This is a genomic window from Comamonas sp. E6 (assembly GCF_001010305.1).
Lineage (GTDB): Bacteria > Pseudomonadota > Gammaproteobacteria > Burkholderiales > Burkholderiaceae_C > Comamonas > Comamonas thiooxydans.
On sequence record NZ_BBXH01000021.1, the window covers coordinates 40,955 to 57,858 of the forward strand.

Annotated in this window: 17 protein-coding genes and 1 pseudogene; 4 read left to right on the forward strand and 14 right to left on the reverse strand. The window is 58.9% G+C overall.

From position 1 onward, the window contains the following. Positions 1–83 precede the first annotated feature (83 nt). The 10 genes and pseudogenes from CSE6_RS18515 to CSE6_RS18560 form a co-directional block, all read right to left on the reverse strand. Positions 84–1,700: pseudogene (locus tag CSE6_RS18515) on the reverse strand (DNA internalization-related competence protein ComEC/Rec2); the annotation flags it as partial. Then, on the reverse strand, positions 1,688–2,299 hold the full coding sequence (locus CSE6_RS18520; RefSeq protein WP_059441200.1) for a recombinase family protein: 612 nt from the start codon (positions 2,297–2,299) through the stop codon (positions 1,688–1,690). The gene CSE6_RS18520 and the pseudogene CSE6_RS18515, both read right to left, overlap by 13 nt. 130 nt (positions 2,300–2,429) lie before the next feature. Beyond that, positions 2,430–3,287 carry a hypothetical protein gene (locus CSE6_RS18525; RefSeq protein WP_238585739.1) on the reverse strand — a complete coding sequence of 286 codons (858 nt, stop codon included), beginning with the start codon at positions 3,285–3,287 and terminating at the stop codon, positions 2,430–2,432. A gap of 511 nt (positions 3,288–3,798) precedes the next feature. Continuing rightward, the gene (locus tag CSE6_RS18530) at positions 3,799–4,947 is read right to left on the reverse strand and encodes a zonular occludens toxin domain-containing protein (RefSeq protein WP_059441202.1); all 1,149 of its coding nucleotides are present in this window, start codon (positions 4,945–4,947) and stop codon (positions 3,799–3,801) included. A gap of 1 nt (position 4,948) precedes the next feature. Next, the gene (locus tag CSE6_RS18535) at positions 4,949–5,245 is read right to left on the reverse strand and encodes a DUF2523 domain-containing protein (RefSeq protein WP_059441203.1); all 297 of its coding nucleotides are present in this window, start codon (positions 5,243–5,245) and stop codon (positions 4,949–4,951) included. A gap of 3 nt (positions 5,246–5,248) precedes the next feature. Further along, on the reverse strand, positions 5,249–6,409 hold the full coding sequence (locus tag CSE6_RS18540; protein WP_152668608.1) for a hypothetical protein: 1,161 nt from the start codon (positions 6,407–6,409) through the stop codon (positions 5,249–5,251). A 385-nt stretch (positions 6,410–6,794) separates the two neighbouring features. Then, positions 6,795–7,022: a major capsid protein gene (locus CSE6_RS18545; protein WP_059441237.1), complete on the reverse strand. Its 228-nt coding sequence runs from the start codon at positions 7,020–7,022 to the stop codon at positions 6,795–6,797. 5 nt (positions 7,023–7,027) lie between these two features. Further along, a complete protein-coding gene (locus CSE6_RS18550; protein WP_059441205.1) occupies positions 7,028–7,231 on the reverse strand; it encodes a hypothetical protein in 204 nt (67 codons plus the stop codon). Beyond that, the gene (locus tag CSE6_RS18555) at positions 7,228–7,569 is read right to left on the reverse strand and encodes a hypothetical protein (protein ID WP_059441206.1); all 342 of its coding nucleotides are present in this window, start codon (positions 7,567–7,569) and stop codon (positions 7,228–7,230) included. The genes CSE6_RS18550 and CSE6_RS18555 overlap by 4 nt, the downstream gene beginning before the upstream one ends. A gap of 2 nt (positions 7,570–7,571) precedes the next feature. Then, positions 7,572–7,877, reverse strand: a complete 306-nt coding sequence (locus tag CSE6_RS18560; protein ID WP_059441207.1) for a hypothetical protein — start codon at positions 7,875–7,877, stop codon at positions 7,572–7,574. 123 nt (positions 7,878–8,000) lie between these two features. Here CSE6_RS18560 and CSE6_RS18565 point away from each other — a divergent pair, with 123 nt between their 5' ends. After that, positions 8,001–8,297, forward strand: a complete 297-nt coding sequence (locus CSE6_RS18565) for a hypothetical protein (protein WP_059441208.1) — start codon at positions 8,001–8,003, stop codon at positions 8,295–8,297. On the opposite strand, the gene CSE6_RS18570 is transcribed toward CSE6_RS18565, so the two are convergent. Next, a complete protein-coding gene (locus CSE6_RS18570; protein WP_238585740.1) occupies positions 8,248–9,180 on the reverse strand; it encodes a ComEC/Rec2 family competence protein in 933 nt (310 codons plus the stop codon). The genes CSE6_RS18565 and CSE6_RS18570 overlap by 50 nt on opposite strands. A gap of 208 nt (positions 9,181–9,388) precedes the next feature. Between CSE6_RS18570 and CSE6_RS18575 the strand changes: the two genes are divergently transcribed. Together CSE6_RS18575 and pdxY are read left to right on the forward strand one after the other, a co-directional pair. Further along, entirely contained in the window at positions 9,389–9,847 is a 459-nt protein-coding gene (locus CSE6_RS18575) for a RidA family protein (RefSeq protein ID WP_003064600.1), read from the forward strand. A 163-nt stretch (positions 9,848–10,010) separates the two neighbouring features. Continuing rightward, the gene (gene pdxY / locus CSE6_RS18580; protein ID WP_059441238.1) at positions 10,011–10,907 is read left to right on the forward strand and encodes a pyridoxal kinase PdxY; all 897 of its coding nucleotides are present in this window, start codon (positions 10,011–10,013) and stop codon (positions 10,905–10,907) included. A gap of 288 nt (positions 10,908–11,195) precedes the next feature. Here pdxY and CSE6_RS18585 read toward each other — a convergent pair whose 3' ends face one another. Further along, positions 11,196–12,677: an MFS transporter gene (locus tag CSE6_RS18585; protein ID WP_059441209.1), complete on the reverse strand. Its 1,482-nt coding sequence runs from the start codon at positions 12,675–12,677 to the stop codon at positions 11,196–11,198. Between the two features lie 227 nt (positions 12,678–12,904). Then, positions 12,905–13,369, reverse strand: a complete 465-nt coding sequence (locus tag CSE6_RS18590) for a PACE efflux transporter (protein ID WP_238585741.1) — start codon at positions 13,367–13,369, stop codon at positions 12,905–12,907. An 83-nt stretch (positions 13,370–13,452) separates the two neighbouring features. Here CSE6_RS18590 and CSE6_RS18595 point away from each other — a divergent pair, with 83 nt between their 5' ends. Further along, positions 13,453–14,337, forward strand: coding sequence for a LysR family transcriptional regulator (locus CSE6_RS18595; protein WP_034359992.1), 885 nt, complete (start codon positions 13,453–13,455; stop codon positions 14,335–14,337). A 150-nt stretch (positions 14,338–14,487) separates the two neighbouring features. Here the strand turns inward: CSE6_RS18595 and parC are convergent, their stop codons facing one another. Next, entirely contained in the window at positions 14,488–16,878 is a 2,391-nt protein-coding gene (gene parC, locus CSE6_RS18600) for a DNA topoisomerase IV subunit A (RefSeq protein WP_034359990.1), read from the reverse strand. Positions 16,879–16,904 lie beyond the last annotated feature (26 nt).

Here is a 16,904-nt window from a genome sequence, read left to right on the forward strand (position 1 = left end):
TGCCAGGCAACGAGCGTGCAACCATGCATGTATGCACCCGCCCGAAGGCGGTACAGCATCAATGCAAGCCCCATGCCAGTTTCTCAGGGCTGCTCCTTGGAAACGGCATGGACATCCCAATAATGCGCCCGAATCAAGCGCTCGCATTCCAATTTTTCAGGTTGAGCAGAGTTCCAGTAGGCCGCGCCGCAGCGATCCTGAACCACCAACTGGCTGCCCACCGCCTGATAGCGCTGCACCACAGCTGCCACCGGATGTCCAAAACGATTCCGATAACCCGCCTGCACCACTGCCCAGCGCGGCCGCAGAGTGCTGACCCAGGAGTCGGTCGATGAAGTCTTGCTGCCATGGTGAGGCACCAGCAGCCAGTCCACTGGCTCGTCCAGACTGGTTTGCAACAGTTGCTGCTCCTGCGCTGCCTCGATATCTCCGGCCAACAGGGCCACGCGCCCGCTGGCCGAACGCAGACGCAACACGCAACTGCCAAAGTTCGGCTTGGCCTTGCGACCATTGAGCCAGGCCTCTCCTGCAGGCGGGTGCAGCACTTCAAACGTCACACCATCCCATTGCCAGTGCTGCCCCTGTGTACAGCGCTGAACCGGAGCCAGGCCCGCCAGTTGCGGGGCTTGAATCACCGAGTCCGAGCCCCAGACTTTCGCGCGAGGCTGAGCCTCCTTGACGGCCAGAGCCCCGCCGGTGTGATCCTTGTCGCTGTGACTGAGCATCATGGCATCAATCTGCATGCCATTCGCGGCCATCAGCGGCAGGAGCACACGCTCGCCGGCATCGCTCTGGCGGCTGTACTGCGGCCCTGCGTCATAGAGCAGACGATGGCTGGCTGTGCTGATGATGACGGCATTGCCCTGGCCGATATCCGCCGCCAGCAGTTCAAACTCGCCCGCACGCGGCCATGATCGAGGCCAAAACAGGGCTGGCAAAACAAATATGGCCGCCACCAGCCGCAACCTGAGTGGCAAAGGCGCAATCACCAGCAGTCCGGCGGCTATCGCCAGCACACTGGCCCACCAGGCAGGTTGCGGCAAGGCCCATACGGCCCCGGGCAGCGCAGCCAGCCACTGCAGCAGGCTCATCAAGGGCAGCATGGCGACGGCGGCAGCGCTTGCCGCCATGGGCAGCACGGCAGCCAGCAAGGCCAGCGGCGTGACCACCAATGTCACCCAGGGAATGGCCAGCAGATTGGCCAGCAGGCCCACTACGGACACCTGACCAAACAGCAGCAGACCCAGTGGTGCCAAGGCCAGGGAGATCAGCCACTGCTCGCGCCACAATTCCTTCAAGCGTGCGAGAAGTCGTCTTTTTGCGCTTGCAGCTTCAGCGCTAACGGCCCCTGAATTGGAAGCAAGCAATACGCCGACGGCGACAAAACTGAGCCAGAACCCAGCCTGCCACAACGCCCAGGGGTCGGCCACAACAATCACCGCCAGTGCCAGCAGCCATACACAGGCCCAGGGCCAGCGCACGCCCAGCCATTGAAGCAGCGCCACTACAGCCAGCATACAGATCGTGCGCTGCGCAGGCAGGCCCCAACCGCTGAACAAGGCATAGGCCGCCGCCAGTAACACGCCCATGACCAGGGCCGCGCGCGGGGCAGGCATCCAACGACAAGCGCGCGCATTCAGCCTCCATACACGGCCCACGATCAAGACTGCCAGCCAGGCAAACATGGTCACATGTGAGCCGAATCCTCATCAAGATACTGACCAAGTACAGGCATCTTTTTTCTCGCGCTCTTACCCGTGATAAGACGCTTCGCAGTGGAAGCGTGAACACCAAACAACTTAGCTATGGCGGGGTAGGTATATTCCCCCGTGGCGTGTAAGGCGCGCATTTTCTCTACCGTTTCCGGAGGAGTCGCATGCTTCCTGCGCCCTAATGGAACTCCCCTACGATAAGCAGCCAGCTGACCAGCAACAGTCCGCTCCCTAATTATCGAACGCTCGAGCTGCGCGACCGCACCAAGCACTTGCACCATAAAGATGCCAACAGGCACCGAAGTGTCTAACGGCTCCGTAAGCGATCGAATATTTGCACCAACAGACTGCACACGCTCCAATATGGCGAGCAGATCCTTTAGAGACCGTGCGATCCGATCCATCTTATAAACAACAAGGCAATCCCCTTTTTGCAGAGACGCGAGCAACCTCTGGAGCTCAGGACGAGACCCAACCGAGCTAGTCTTTTCTTGATAAATAGCCTCTACACCCGCCTTGTTTAACGCGTCAATCTGGAGATATGTTTCTTGCTCCCTTGTAGAGACGCGAGCGTAACCAATCAGCATCTAAATCCCTCTTTGTTTCGACAGACAGAGTCTCCGAGATGCCGAAAATTCCCAAGCTCCAATTAAACAGATTGCTCTAGTTTTTATAGCGGTTCTGCCAGGCGCAAATCTCTTCAAAATCACTTGCAGGCTAATGGAGCATTTCAGCCGGCATGGGCTCAGTCACCAGCCAATACCGAGCTTCTCCGAAGCGTTCCAGGGTCAGGCGATGCGACACGATGATTTCATCCTCTGCACACTGAAAAGTCATCTCAATCATGTCTTGAAGGGACGCACCCCAGATGCGGACTTTTTCCGCTTTCGGCATGGAGGCAATACCGTTCTTTGAGTCACTACGGCTGTAGCGATCAGAGCCCTTTGGAGCGTCCGCATAGTCCTTGGTGATGTACTTGGACACGTAAGCCGCGATTTTCGCGATAGAGCGCTGTTTGACGCGTCCTTGAGGGGTCTTGCGACCACCGACAAAGCACAGACCGTTGTCACTGCCGACGATAGAGCGCCACACCTTTGTCCCCAGCTCCCAGCCCTTGACCTTGACGTCTTTGTGAACAGCGTGCTTTGGCAGCTTGTGACAAGCGATGTGGACATGCATTGCCCCACGGTCCTGACGCTCAAAACTGGCGCAGTAGACGAACCGTCCGCCGAGCGCGCTCTTCATCCGGCGCACCCATTCCTTGAAGTGCTTTTTGCACAGATTGCGGTCTGTTTGATTCGCCCTGTAGGTCAGCGTTAGAAGCTCATTCAAGCCATTGGCTTTGATGAACCAGCGGCATTTAGCTTTCGCGTTCTGAGCATTCTTTTTCATCTGCTTGTCACGCTTAGCCGCAGCCTCCTCCTCAAGCTCTTTTTCGCGCCAGGCGCGTTCTTCACCATCCCACTGCGAGAGGTAGGCCTCAGCATCAAACGGAGGGGGCGCGAGCTTGTCGGTTTCCGACCAGGTCACGGCATTGCGGAAAGAGATTTCCCGATGGCCGTTGACGTTCTTCACATACACGTCCCAAGCGTCCTCATGGACTTCGCCTTGAATGACTATGCGTTCCCCCGTAGGGGCAGTTATGATTCGCTCCATTGCAGCTACTCCGATTAGTTGCAGTCACGAGTCCCGAACGGTTCCAGCCGTTGCGGGGCTCTTTTTTTTCTACGATTCAGTCACGCGCCAAGTGGCAATCACTCGCTCTGTTCCAAAGTTAACTATGAATAAATTAGGCCGGGCGCTGCGCGCCCGTCCGCCCGTCCGCTTCGCCAGCCGTGCGGCCGAGCGTGCAGCTTCTGGCCTCTTATTCATCGCCACGCTTGTGCAGCAGCGAGGTACACGAGCCAGGAGCGCCGAAGGCGCAGTTTGCTTTTCATGACACGAAGGAAACGCCCAGCTCGAGCAGGCAGAGCGCCCCGCGAGCGTGTCGCCTGCCTTGCCTGAGCTGCGACGGGCAGCGCGCCACTTGCTACCGGCCTTGCCTGAACGACTGGTGAACATCAGGGGCAAGCCCCCGATACCCCCATCACTGGAATATCGAGCGCACTTGAGCATTGCGAGCCGCCAAGCCTTGCGAGTAGGAGTCCTGAGGTAGCGGAGCTGAGCGCTCTCTAGGCTCAGGCATGGGCACGGTCTGAGGCACAACAGTCTGCACTGGTGCGAGCTGAGCCGTAACTGCCGGTTTCTCTTGCCGCTGCAGTGGCATATCGGCGTTAGGCCTTTTGAAGTCAACGAAGAAACCACGCTTGACGATCAGCATGCATGTGGCTTCATCCATTGTGATCAGCGTAGCCTGCTGGGTATAGCACCGGCACTCATCGCGCATCGTCACGCATGCAGCCGGATAGGGCACCTCAACGGGCTGCGCGACCTGGTCATATGCCGGAGCTGTATGAGGGAATCCAGGGATGCGTGCAGTATGACTTTGCACGTATTCGTAAGGCGTCACCACACGCGTTTGACCGGCATTTGTAGCGCCTGATGAACCCGACTTTGCTGCAGCCGTTTCCGCAGCTTGTGGTGCACCCTTGGTGACGTTCTTATAGACGCCCGTGATGGCCAGATAGCCCATGACAGGCACGAGCACGACCGTGGCCAGGACCGTCCACACCGCACGCGGAATTTTCTTCTTACCGGTATGCAGACTGGCGCTCTTGTACCAGCTATAGACCTCCTTGGGGAAGCCCACCATGGTGACCGTGCCGGACTTGCCGCTACCGCTTTTTTCACAGTTCGGATTGACGGCTTCCCATTCGATACAGCTCACCAAGTCAGCACCGAACGTGCGCTTCAAGTGACGATGCCAGCCAGGAGAGCCCACCAATCGGCGCACGAAGTTATCGAGATTCTGAGGGTGTTGCGTGACCAGGTAGAAATCCATGCCGCGCCTGCGATGCTCAGCGAGCATCCGGACTTCTTCAGGAACCGCCGCGCCACTGCCACGCACGGGCAAATCGTTATGGCATTCGTCGATCAAGAAGATCGTGCCGTCCGGCTCTTTTTGCCAATCCTTGAAGTCGATTTTTTTCCAGCTCGAAAGCTCGCCACCGGGCACCGGCTCAAACCGCCCGTTATGGCACACAGGCCGGTTTTCTTTAAGGCTACGCTCTCGCACCCACTTGAGCGTGTTGAGGGTCTTTCCGGCGCCGTTCGCGCCTGTAATCACGTGCAGCATGTCACACCCTTCTCAGACGCTTGACGACCCCGCCAAGGCCCGACAAACCCATGCGAACAGCAACCGCTGACGCAATGATGCTGATACAAACACCGACCTTCATATAGCCGAGCATCGCAACCAAATCAGGTGGCAGACCCATCAGAGCCGCAATCGCATCAGCCTTGAGCTTGCCCAAAACCGTGTCGACACCCGTATAACTAACAACAGTCAGCCCCAAAGCAATGAGCACCCGGCCAACCAATGACCCGGCAACATTCAACAAACCACCAAGCAGGGACGCGACGATCACAGGCATTTTTTAGTCCTCCTTCGAGAAACCCGAAACGATGCGGAAGGCCGCCAGCGAACACACCGAGATGAGCACCCAGCCGAGATAGCCAAGCGACGGGCAGATATTGCTGAACGGCAAAGAGACGCTAGTCCTCCAAACCTGGACATTCAGGTCTCCGATGCAACGACCACCGCCCAGAACGTCCTCAGAGCTGAGCTTCCCAGAGACGTCCACCTCAGTGTTTCCGGGTAGGTCTTTCGTGACGTCACGGTTTTGGCCCTTAGCTACCTCAGAGTCATACAGCTGAGACTCAGGGGTCTTGTCATCGAACATCTGGCAATTGCGCTTGTGCTGATCCTTAGCAATCGCGCATTGCAGCGCATCGCCCTCACACGTGAAGCCAGCAGAGCAGCTACCGCCAAACTTGCCTTCTTTTTCTTCCTCACCCTTGCACTGCTGAGCGTTCGCATTCGCCTTGCAGTAGTCCTCTTTGCTCTCGGTTTTTGTCGTGGTGGACGAGCTGGAGGTGTTGTTATTGGTGGTGGTCGTGGTGGTCTTTTCTGTGGTGCAGGTGTTTCCCTTGCAGGTGGTCTTTTCCGTGACCTTGTCGGTACTGCCATCCTCGTTTTTCTTGATGGTGTCTTTGCTGGTCTCAATGACGTTACCGCCCTTGTCCTTCACGCAGACTTCACCACCCAGATAGGACACGGTACCCATGAAGCCACCCTCACATTTAGGCGTATCCAGACACAAACTGTGAGTGCCCTTGGAGTCGGTATAGGAGCCTTTTTGCTCGCACTTCTCTTCGACGGTCGAGCCAGGGTCTTGAGGCGCTTCGAGAGTGCATGCTTTACCACCAACGCCGCCCTTGTACATGGAGAAAGAGCCAGTACTTTGAATGGATCCGTCAGCCATGGTGGTCAAGCCGGTACGGTCGAAATTGACCAGGCAGCCGCTTGTCGCGCTTTCATGAGGCCAGCACATCTCACCCGATGGCACAACGCCGCTCATGGTCTTGGTGTCCCGAATGGTTCCCAGACCCTGACCGATACCAAAGCCCGCCATCGCGAAATCAGTAGCGCACTTGCGATCCTTATCACCGGCAGGTGGCTCACACTGAGCACCGGAGCCAGAGCCCCTGGTAATCGATCTAGCAACGTAGCTAGTTTCTGAGTAACCGTTATCCATCACGAATGTCCGTGAGCCGCCGCACTTCTCGTCACTTTCAGCAAAGAACGTGTAGGTATCACTAACAACAGCGCCTGCTTTCGGCAACGTACCTGAGGCAGCGCTACAAGCCTCCCCAGGCGTAAGTTTCCAACCTGTATCACCTAACGGGCCAGTCACACGATAGAGAGGGCAGGTGGTAGCAGCATATGCAGATTGCACGCAGCACACCAAGAAGACGAGAGCGCGAAGAGCCGAAATCAAGCGGTGAAGATTAGCCATGCGGCCCCCAGCATTGCGACGATGACAAACAGGCCCATGTAACCCCCCTCAGCTTTTGCAAAGCACCACCGTTGACGCTTTGCGAAAGCCCCGCAGCCGGCCGGTCTGCGGAGTTAGCCCCCGATCAGGACAGCGCGGAACGCACCCAGCGGAAGGCCTTCACCCCCACATAGATCAGCAGCACAGCAGCACCGATCAGGCCGATGGGCGCAGCTTGCGCACCGATGTCAGTCACGACACCAGCCACATCCACAGCAGCGGCATTAGCAGCCGATGCGGCAGCCAAGGCACCAGCAGCAACAACAGCGCTGGAGCCGTAACGACGGGCGATGGAACGGGTTTGATGGAACATGGTTTTCACTCCTCAGATTGATGATTTCCGTCGGTATCTCTGAGCGTTTGAATGAGCACACGAAAGGCCCACCCAGCAGCCCAGACCAGCAGGACGGCACCGCTGATTGCTGCGCCTTCTTCCGCGGTCAGATTGAGCACGGGAAGGACAAATTCATGCTGCACGGTGATCGTGCAGGCTTGAGTGCATTGGATGACCTGGTCGGTCACGAGGCACGCCCCCAATCAGCGCGACCACCGCAGGTAACGCAGACGCCACCTACCCACTCATGAGTCGAGTAGTTTTCAGTGCAGTAATGGCCCGGAGGGTCACTAGGGTCAGGAGCACCAGGAGCAGGCATTACCGCCACAGCCGGAGCAGTTGCGCGAGCACGAGCAGCCTTGATGCGCTTATGACGGTCAAACAAGTAGCCGATACCTGAGACCATCCCAAGCCCGGAGGCTTGTATCAGGTCCCAGATAACAGCACCCACCAAACCACCCAGCAGCGCGACGAGGATCATCACGCGGATGAAGTGCTCAAACTGTTCAGGGGTGAGCGTGACCATGGTCAGGCCTTGTCTGCGGCCGCAGCACGCTCTTGCTTGTTGGGCAGACGGGTCAGGTTCGTGAGCCGAGACTCGATTTTTCGGGTCTGGTAATGAGCAGCCAGAGAGAAAGTTGCCGTATAGGTACCGGGCACGATGTTGCCAATCATGTCCTTGGGAACGTCCAAGACGCCCACCTGCGACACCGCACCATCAGCATCCAGCAAGATGCATTCAGCCTCTTGCATCGTCCAAGCTTTGCCGTTCTTGCCCGTGCCAGAACGGGGATCATTGACCTTGAGAATTTGAACTACGGATGAATGCTGCATGTGGCCTCCTATGGCGTGTATCCCCTGCAGATGGGGCAAACTATGGACACCACCAAAAAGTAGTGTTACTAATTTCTAGTGGTGACAAAAGATAACACGATTTACTAATTTTTTGGAGTAACTATGCAATTGAATAAAGCTATCGAGTTGGCCGCAGAGAAAGAAGGCAGCCAACGAGCCCTAGCTAAAACACTGGGCATTGGTGAGAACTACTTGAGCGACATGAAACAAGGCCTGAAGCCCTGCACTGTCGAGAACCGCATACGCATCGCACTCATTGCTGGCATAGACCCCACGCGAGCAGTTATCGAAGGACTTGCAGCAACTCTGAGCGACAGCGACAAACACCAAGCAGAAGCAAAAGCAATGCTCAATGCGATGCTGGACGCATTCCCCGAAGAGGGGGAGCGCAACTCGTGATATGCAGGCCCGATATGCTCATCAGATGCGCCACACCTGTCTGACGGAACAGGGTCCAGTCCTTGCGGTCAATCGCCTGCTGATCGCCCACGGCCAGCGCAGCCACCACACCCAGAGCGGTCTGAGCATGCTCTGCACCGCCACCTGGCAACCAGCGCTGCAAGCGCAATGCCTCGCCCTGAATGCGATCGCGCAAGCCCTGTCGCCAGCGCTGCAGCGGATATTGGCTTGTCACGGCCAGCAGTTCGGGCGCGGGCTGCTTGCGCACATAGCCTGTGGCCTGCACTCCTTGCTCCCAGGCCAGCAGCTCATAGTCAAAGCCGTGCGGATTGCGCGAGCCATGCGGGCGCTTGACGCGCACCGTGAAGCGCCAACGCTGTCCGGGACTCAGCGCCACGCCTTTGGCCCAGTCAGGCACGAGAGGCTGGTTGGCATTCGGCACCTGCCCGAACGGGCCATACCAGGACAGCTCCAGCAGCCTTGGCACGCCGGCATCCGAACTATCGACCACAAAACGCCAGCGCTGGCCGTTGGCCTGGTTCTGCAGCATGGAGGCAATCCGGCCTTCCACCTGCAAGTCCACCGCCTCCAGCGCCTGTGGCAGGGTCTGCGTCAGATAAACATGTGCACGCCAACCCGTCAGCCCCGCTACACAGCAGGCAGCACCCAACAGCATCAGCCACCAGCTCTGCCAGGACCTGCCACGCCATCTGCTTGCAAACAGCAGTGTCAGCAAACCCCAAGCCAGCAAGATCTGGTAGAGCGACAGATGCCACAGCCTGGCCTGGGTCACCTGCCATGCAGCGCCCAGCACACAACCCCAGAGCGGCGCCAGCCACGACAGGCGGCGACGCTGAGAGCTTGGAGTCTGATGGAGCGGCATGCTGCCATGCTAGGAGGGAGCGACCAGGCCCAGCATTGCGACTATCCCTGCCCTGTCTCGGACATCAAAACAGCATCAAACATTTGCTCTCATTGTGCGAGCAGCTATCAATTCAAAAGCTATGGCCACTGTGCCAAGGCGATCCATGCCCGGGCCCGCTGCTGTGTCAAACTTGTCGATCCTTAGCCTCGCACTTTTTGGAGCCGTCATGAGCGTCTATGAAAAACTCAAAGCCCTGAACATCACCTTGCCCGAAGTGGCCATGCCTGCAGCCGCCTACCTGCCCTATATGCAGACCGGCAATCTGGTGTTCCTCAGCGGCCATATCGCCAAGCAGAACGGCCAGCCCTGGGTCGGCAAGCTGGGCGAGAACATGACGACCGAAGAAGGCAAGCAGGCAGCCCGCGCCGTGGCCGTGGATCTGATGGGCACGCTGCAGCATGCCTGCGGCGGCGATCTGAATCGCGTCAAGCGCATCGTCAAAGTCATGAGCCTGGTCAATTCCAGCACCAGCTATACCGAGCAGCATCTGGTCACCAATGGCTGCAGCGAACTGCTGGGCGAAGTCTTCGGCGAAGCCGGCAAGCACGCCCGCAGCGCCTTCGGCGTGGCCCAGATCCCCCTGGGCTGCTGCGTGGAAATCGAGCTGATGGCAGAGCTGGGCTAAGACTTCCGCTCACTCACATAAAGTGAGCTAATACCGCTTGCCATTCATAGATTTCAGATACAAAACCATCTGAATTGATTGACTGACAAGCGCAAGCAGCTCACTTTATCTTTGCAGCGCGATGCTTGCCGCAAGCATCTCGATCACTCACGAAAGAGCCCTCATGCCCAGCACGCAGGCACCCCCGCTGGTTCTCAGCATTCAATCCCATGTCGCCTACGGCCATGTGGGCAACGACGCCGCCATGCTGCCGCTGCAACTGCTGGGCATAGAACCCGTGGCCGTGCATACGGTGCAGTTCTCCAACCACACGGGCTACGGCGAATTCAAGGGCCAGGTCTTCACTCCGGCCCATGTACAGGATGTGCTGGACGGCCTGCGCGCCCGCGGCGTGCTGGCGCGCTGCACGGCCGTGCTCTCGGGCTATCTGGGCGATGCCGGTGTGGGCGAAGCCATTCTGGCCGCCGTGCAGGAGGTGCGCGCCGCCCAGCCCAAGGCACACTATCTGTGCGACCCGGTCATGGGCGATGTGGGGCGCGGCGTGTTCGTGCGCCCCGGCATCCCGGACTTTCTGCGCAAGCGCGCGCTGTCCCAGGCCAGCGTCATCACGCCCAACCATTATGAGTTCGAGCTGCTGTGCGGCGGCCAGCCGCTGAGCACCGTGGAAGCGGCCACCCAGGCGGCCCGAGCCATGCTGACGCAACTGCATCACAGCCCATCGGCCCTGATCGTCATCACCAGCCTGCGCACCGACGATCTGCCTGCCGACCAACTGGCCACGCTGGCCGTGACTGCCGACAAGTCCTGGCTGGTACAGACGCCCTATATCGACCTGCACCCTCTGCCCAACGGCATGGGCGATGTGTTCTCGGCCGTTCTGCTGGGCCATCTGATTCAAGGGCGCGCCGTGCCCGATGCCGTGTCCAGGGCCGTGCGCACCTTGTATGCCCTGGTCTCTCGCACCGAATCGGGACAGCGCGACCTGCCCCTGGTCGCCTGCCGCGACCAGATAATAGCCCCAGCGCAAACCTTCACGGCATTGCCTGTGCCAGCGCAGTGAATGGGCGCAAGAGCTTTGCCAAAGCTCTTTGCATCAACAGGCCTTCGGGGACTGGAGCGAGCTAAGCCTCAACCCAGGTCGAAATCGAATTTCCTGCTGTGAGCATTAATCCCTGGCGGCCGAAACGGAGTCAGCGAGGCGGGCTGCTTTGGCATAGATTTTGACTGTCGCCGTTCGGCGCCCCAAAGCCGCCGCACGCGTACTTTATGAAACGACAGCTTTGGACCAAAGCTGCGGCGCGCTGTTGCAAAAGCAGAGCAACCTCAAAATCCTGCCTATTGCCTGGAGTCAGCCGCCCGTCTGCTGCTTGGGTAAATGACGAGCCAGCACCAAAACGACTAGCGCGAGAGAAAAAAGCAACGCGATGACAACACCGCTAACCGCGGCAAAAGACGCTTCAAACGCTTGCATTGCGCTTTGTAAAACGGCTGGAGATTGGATGCCTTGCTGGGTATTTCGGTACGCCTCGTCCAGGCCGCTGCCAGCCATGGCCTCTATACCGCCGTGTCGTACATGCGCGACGTAGACCGCGGTCATCAGGGAGCCAAAAATAGTCACCCCCAACCCTCCTCCAAACTCATAGGCCACGCCTTCTACAGACCCCGCCATGCCTGCGCGGTCTTCTGACACATTCGTCATTACCAGCGCGCTGGAGGCGGTCAGGCTGAAGCCTATTCCCACACCGCACAAGGCCAGGACCCCCACTTGCCACAATGCGCCTGCCTCGTTCAAGCCAAGATATCCCCAGATGCCTGAGGCACACATGACCAGGCCGGCAGCAATGACACGCGGACCGCCAATGCGTCCAATCAATATCCCCGCCAATGGTCCTGCGAAGAAAGACCCCAAGGAGATAGGCAGAACAGATGCTCCTGCCTCAAGAGGACTTTTTCCCAGAACCAACTGCAGCCTCTGACTGAGCACCAACTCAAAGCCGATCAGCATCATTGACGCCACGAGCGCGATAAGAATACCCATGGCTATGGGGGTGACTGAAAGCAAGCTGAAATCAATCAATGGTTGAGGCAGCCGGAGTTGACGTCGCACAAAGACTGTCAATGTCACAGCTCCCGCAAGCAAAGCCCCCCAGGCCAGGAGCACATGACTATCGAGCCTGGCCAATTCCTTGATGCCATAAGCCAGTGCAATGATGCCAAGCGTGCTTTGCCAGCAGCTATGCAAGTCGATGGTGACGCTCGCATTCCCCGCGCTCTTGGGAACCAGCCACCAGGCCAGCACTGCAGCCACAGCAATGACTGGGACGTTGATCAGAAAAACCGAACCCCACCAAAAATGCTCCAGCAAGACTCCACCCAAAACCGGGCCCACCGCAGCGCCACCAGAGGCCACAGACGCCCAGACACCAATGGCAAAAGCCAGTTCTTTGGGGTCGTGGAAGGTGGTACGAACAATGGCAATCGTGGCCGGCATCATGGCTGCACCGCCAATGGCAAGCAATGCACGAGCAGCGATCAATACAGCGGCGCTGGGAGCAAATGCTGCAATCACGGAGGCCAGTCCAAACAGAGCCATGCCACTGATAAAGACCGCCCGGTGGCCCAGGCGATCGCCCAAGGCACCCATGGCAGGCATCAATCCGGCCATCACCAAAGAGTAGGCATTGAGAATCCACAGCTTTTCCGAAGCCGTGGTGTGCAGGGCCTGCGCCAGACTCGGCAACGCCGTGTAGAGCACCGTCATATCGATGACGATGAGCAGCAACGCCGTTGAAACCACGCCAAGCGTGAGCCAGCGGCTCTGGAATTTCATAGAAAACCTTCGAACATTGACTTCGGTGCCTTGCAGATGCAGGCCTTGTGACATTCGATGAATAGCGCGACTGGCTACCCCTCAAGCCAAGCGACATGATGGGCGTTCCAATTCAGTCTTCAGTCCGACACTGGATTGCGCGGGGAATCCGTAACTGCAACTCAAACCTGCACCACGTCATGAAGCCAGCCCCTCCATGAGACTTGGCGCCCAAGCCGGGCTGTGAACTATGAAGCCTCGCCCAAGTTGGAAGCAACCTGAGGGCGGCTATTTGCCCTGACCGGGAAAAAGCGGTCATAGGCGACGTTGAACACAAAGTTGTAAACAAGATAGAACACGACGATAGCCAGATCGAGCACCAGCGTATCGAGTAGCGTCATATTCAGATACCAGGCTATCAACGGCAGCAGAATCAGCAGCAGTCCCGCCTCAAACAAGACAGTGTGCAGCAGGCGTGCTTTGAAGCTCTTGCGAATGTAGCCGTACATCTCCCGCATGCAGCGATCAAATCCGATGTTGAACGTGAAATTCCAAACCGTCGCGATCGTGGCAGAGCCGATACCCACCACACCCATGTGCGTCATGGGCTTGTTGAACAAGGCTGCCGAGGCCGGGATGATGATCATCAACCCGATAGCCTCGAACATCAAAGCGTGCCGCACCCGATCAGAAAGACTGCGCGTTTTCATCATTTTTCTCCAATCACATTGATTGGTGTGCAATGTATCTTGATATCAAATAATGAAAAGTTATCTTCCATCTTAAAATCAGATAGATGAGCATATCCATGGATCAACTGGAAGCATTCGTCTCGGCGGCAGAAAAAGGATCGTTTTCTGCCGCCGGACGAGCTTTGCGCAAGGCGCAATCGGCCGTCAGCACCCAGGTTTCCAACCTGGAGACGGATCTTGGGGTGATGCTGTTCGACCGTGCCGGGCGCAACCCCTCGTTGACGGCCGCGGGCGAGCGCCTGCTGGCTGAGGCCAGGCTGATCCTCGATCGCCGCGAACACCTCATTGGGGTTGCGGCGAGCTTCGAGGCGCATGTTGAAAAGCGCCTTGTCGTAGCCATCGACGAGCTCTACCCGGAGCATGTGCAGGGAGAGCTATTCGCCGAGTTCGCGAGCCTCTTTCCCCATGTCGAGCTGGAGTTGCTGTTCCCCATGATGGAGGATGTCAGCAACATGATTCTTGATGGAAAAGCGGATATCGGAGTGATGTGGCGCCAGGAATCGCTGCCCGCAGAACTTGGCTTTCACACTATTGGCTGGGTACCGCTCAAACTGGTTTGCGGAAGCAACCATCCGCTTGCGCACACCGTTGTCGACTGGGAGGAACTCAAGCGTCACCGCCAAATCATGGTGACCCTGAGGTCCGAGGGAACCGAAAAGCACCGCCTTCGCGTCGCTGCCGAGGTCTGGTGGGTCGAAAGCCATTGGGTCATCCTGCAAATCCTCAAGCAAGGAATTGGCTGGGCACTGATCCCTGATCACATCATCGCGCGCTCGCCTATCGCCAAGGACCTCGTCATGCCCGCGCTACGATTCGACGAAGGGGCGCACCCAGTGGCCTTGGAGCTGGTTTGGCACAAACAGCGGCCCAGCGGGCCTGCGGCCACATGGCTGCGCGAGAGATTTGCGGCAACGAAGATCTATACGTGACAATTTCTGAGAAAGAGCGAAGCGATACCGTTGACGGCTTCGACACAAACGTCCGCCACGGATCGTTCTCTGCCACTCCTTCTTCAAACCCGATCAAAAAAAACCGCTCCAGCAAAACTGACGCGGTTTTTTCATGGGCGTACTGATCACCTATTCCACACGCGTCACCGCCTGGGGCTTGAAGCCCAGGTCGGCAGCCTTGCCCTTGCGGCCGCGGTTGCCACGGGCGTTGTTGAGGCTGCGGATCTCCAGCGTCTCTGTCCGCGCCTTGCCGCCGCGCCCCACGCCATCCAGGCGGATGCTGCGCGTATAGGCGGCCGCGCCGGCCAGCTGATCCTTGTCTTCCAGGCTGATCAGCATCAGGCCGCGCCCGCCCTTGGGCATGGCCTTGAGCTCTGCGATCTCGAAGGTCAGAATGCGACCGCCCACCGAGGCGCAGATCACATGGCTGGCGGGGTTGAGCAAACCGGCGCCCTGCTCGCCGCCTTCCACATATTCGGCACGCGCATTCATGGGCACGCCATGCACCACCGAAGGTGCGCACAGGGTCTCGCCCTCGCCCAGCGTGACAAAGGCCTTGCCGGCCTTCTGGCGCGAGACCATATCGCCCACACTCGCCGTGAAGCCATAGGCGCCCGAGCCCGACAGCAGCAGCTGCGTGCTTTCGCTGCCGGCAAAGTAGTACAGCAGTTGGGTACCCGCTTCGAGTTCGATCATCGTCGTCACGGGCTGGCCGTCGCCGCGTCCGCCCGGCAGGGCCGACACCGGAACCGAGTAGACCCGGCCGTTGCTGCCAAAGGCCAGCAACTGATCGACCGTGCGGCACTCGAACGTGCCGTAGAGGCTGTCGCCTGCCTTGAAGCTCAGCGTGCCCGCATCCACGCCATGGCCTTGACGCGTGCGCACCCAGCCCTTTTCGGAAATGATCACGGTCGTAGGTTCATCCACCACCTTGACCTCGGCCACCACCTTTTTCTCCTCGTGGATCAGCGTGCGACGGGCATCGCCGAAGGTCTTGGCATCGGCCTCGATTTCCTTGCAGATCAGGCGGCGCATGGTCGCCTCGCTGCCCAGGATGTCTTCCAGCTTGCCCTGCTCGCTGCGCAGCTCCTTGAGCTCCTGCTCGATCTTGATGGCCTCCAGGCGCGCCAATTGACGCAGACGGATTTCAAGAATGTCCTCGGCCTGACGCTCGGAAAGATTGAAGGCGTCGATCAGGGCCTGCTTGGGTTCATCGCTGGCGCGGATGATGGCAATAACCTTGTCGATATTGAGCAGCACGGCCTGACGGCCTTCGAGGATGTGGATGCGATCCAGCACCTTCTCCAGACGATGCTGGCTGCGTCGCGTCACGGTCTGGAAACGGAAGGCAATCCATTCCTCCAGCATCTGGCGCAGCGACTTCTGCACCGGGCGGCCATCGAGGCCGATGCTGGTCAGATTGATCGAGCTCGAAGACTCCAGGCTGGTGTGGGCCAGCAGCGCCGTGATCAGCTCCGACTGGGGAATCTTGCCGGTCTTGGGTTCGAACACGATGCGCACCGGCGCATCCTTGCTCGACTCGTCACGCACGCAGTCCAGCACGGCCAGCATGCTGGCCTTGAGCTGGGTCTGCTCCTGGCTCAGCGCCTTCTTGCCGGTCTTGACCTTGGGGTTGGTGATGTCCTCGATCTCTTCGAGCACCTTCTGGGCCGACACGCCGGGCGGCAGCTCGGTCACCACCAGCTGCCACTGGCCGCGTGCCAGCTCTTCGATCTTCCAGCGCGCACGCACCTTGAGACTGCCACGGCCCGTGCGATAGGCATCGGCAATATCGCTGCTCGATGAAATGATCTGGCCGCCGCCCGGATAGTCGGGGCCGGGAATCAGCGCCAGCAGCTCTTCCTCGGGCAGCTGCGGCTTCTTGATCAAGGCCACGCAGGCCGCCGCCACCTCGGGCAGATTGTGGCTCGGGATTTCCGTTGCCAGACCCACGGCAATGCCGCTGGCGCCATTGAGCAGCGAGAACGGCAGGCGCGCCGGAAGCTGCTTGGGCTCCTGGGTGCTGCCGTCGTAGTTGGGCACAAAGTCCACCGTGCCCATATCGATTTCGTCGAGCAGCAGGCCGGTGATCTTGGACAGGCGCGCCTCGGTGTAACGCATGGCCGCTGCGCCGTCGCCGTCGCGGCTGCCGAAGTTGCCCTGGCCGTCGACCAGCGGGTAGCGCTGGTTGAAGTCCTGGGCCATGCGCACCAGTGCGTCGTAGGCCGACTGGTCGCCATGCGGGTGAAAGCGGCCCAGCACGTCGCCGACGACACGGGCGCTCTTGACCGGCTTGGCCGCCGTATTGCCATTCGGGCCGCTATAGCCCAGACCCATGCGGTCCATGGCATAGAGGATGCGGCGCTGCACGGGCTTGAGGCCATCGCTGACATCGGGCAGGGCACGGCCCTTGACCACCGACAAAGCGTATTCGAGATAGGCGCGCTGTGCGTATTGACCCAGGTCCAGTGCATCGCCAGCGGCTTGTTGAGACAAATCCAGTGTGGTTTGATCGCTCATGAATTCTTTGTGATTTTCCAAATTGC